This is a genomic window from Escherichia sp. WS1450, assembly GCF_046487395.1.
GTDB classification, from domain to species: Bacteria; Pseudomonadota; Gammaproteobacteria; order Enterobacterales; family Enterobacteriaceae; genus Escherichia; species Escherichia coli.
On sequence record NZ_JBJQJO010000116.1, the window covers coordinates 1 to 1208 of the forward strand.

Below are 1208 nucleotides of genomic sequence, written 5' to 3' on the forward strand. Positions count from 1 at the left end.
GCCCGGTGCCAGTGGAATAACTTTGAACATCTCTGTTGCCGGGATACCTTCCAGTACAGGCCATAAAGAGCCATCATCAAGCCCGAGATCACGGCGTTCGGTTGCCAGCATAATGAGATCGGCATATTTCACTGGCGTGCTCATAACAGGAGGTAACCCGTATTTCTCACGGATTACTGCATCTATTTTTTCTTCCATCCGTTTATAGTCAGGAAGAAGGCGTTTCAGTGGTGCGGGGATGTCCTGGCAATACGCTTCTGTTGCATCATGCATTAACGCTTCAAAAGCAAATTCCTGCGGCACCAGCTGGCTGCAAAGCACCGCATGTTGGGCGACACTGTAGAAGTGAGAAAGATGACCGGCAAAGCGACAGATATTTGAAAGGGAAACCGCGATATCGTTAATCACGATGTCGTCTTTATTTATCTTGTCATAATAAAAATGCTTCCCGGAAAAAGTTTTAATAAATGACATTTTGTTCTCCACGTATATGCGCTGCACCGCGCTGAGTTTGGGTAAAAGGAAGCCCTCACCATCCGGTGATTATTGAGTTAATTACGTTTCCATAAATGCCCCCGCAGGGGCATTTGCAGTAATGAAATCAGGCGGTGAAAGTACCAATAAAGGTTTCTACTTTGCTGTCTTTGAATTTCTCAACAAGCAGATCACGAAATTCGTTAGCCATATCTTCCTGCACCGCTTCCAGCTGAATAATGCGCAGAACCAGTACAGGACGATCGCCAGTGATAATGCTGAGGCGTAATTTAAACGGACGTTCTTTCAGACCTTCAAACGGAACGCATTTAAATTCAAATGCCACTGGCATAATGTCTTTGGTCTTCGCTTCGACAGATTCCATCAGGGAGCGTTTGCCGCTGAAGTCATTATCTTCAAAATCAGCGGTCTGGTTTGCTTCAATCGTGATTTTACGGATTGCCGCAGCCGCTTTTGTTGCCTGAATGGCGTCACCATTAGCATCAAAGCCCACAAGGTAGTCGGCCCAGTCTTCAATCCATTCTGCCAGTGATTTCTGGGAGTTACGCTCGCCGTTAACAGACAACAGGGCAGAGAACGGTGCTGTCTTTTTCAGTTTGAGAGTGGCGGTGTTATCTGCGTGACCTGGTTCATCAATAGTACCCAGGTTAAGCACACTGACGGCACGCATATTATCAGCATCGATAAAGCAGCGGGTGCCTTCATCTGCAAGA

At 46.7% G+C, this 1208-nt stretch carries 2 protein-coding genes; both read right to left on the reverse strand.

Annotation, left to right across the window (positions count from 1 at the left end):
- On the reverse strand, window positions 1-474 hold a 474-nt coding region (gene yfdR / locus ACJHYR_RS27770), incomplete at its 3' end, for a 5'-deoxynucleotidase (RefSeq protein ID WP_410233215.1).
- Window positions 475-601: 127 nt separating this feature from the next.
- On the reverse strand, window positions 602-1208 hold a 607-nt coding region (locus tag ACJHYR_RS27775), incomplete at its 5' end, for a DUF2303 family protein (protein ID WP_410233216.1).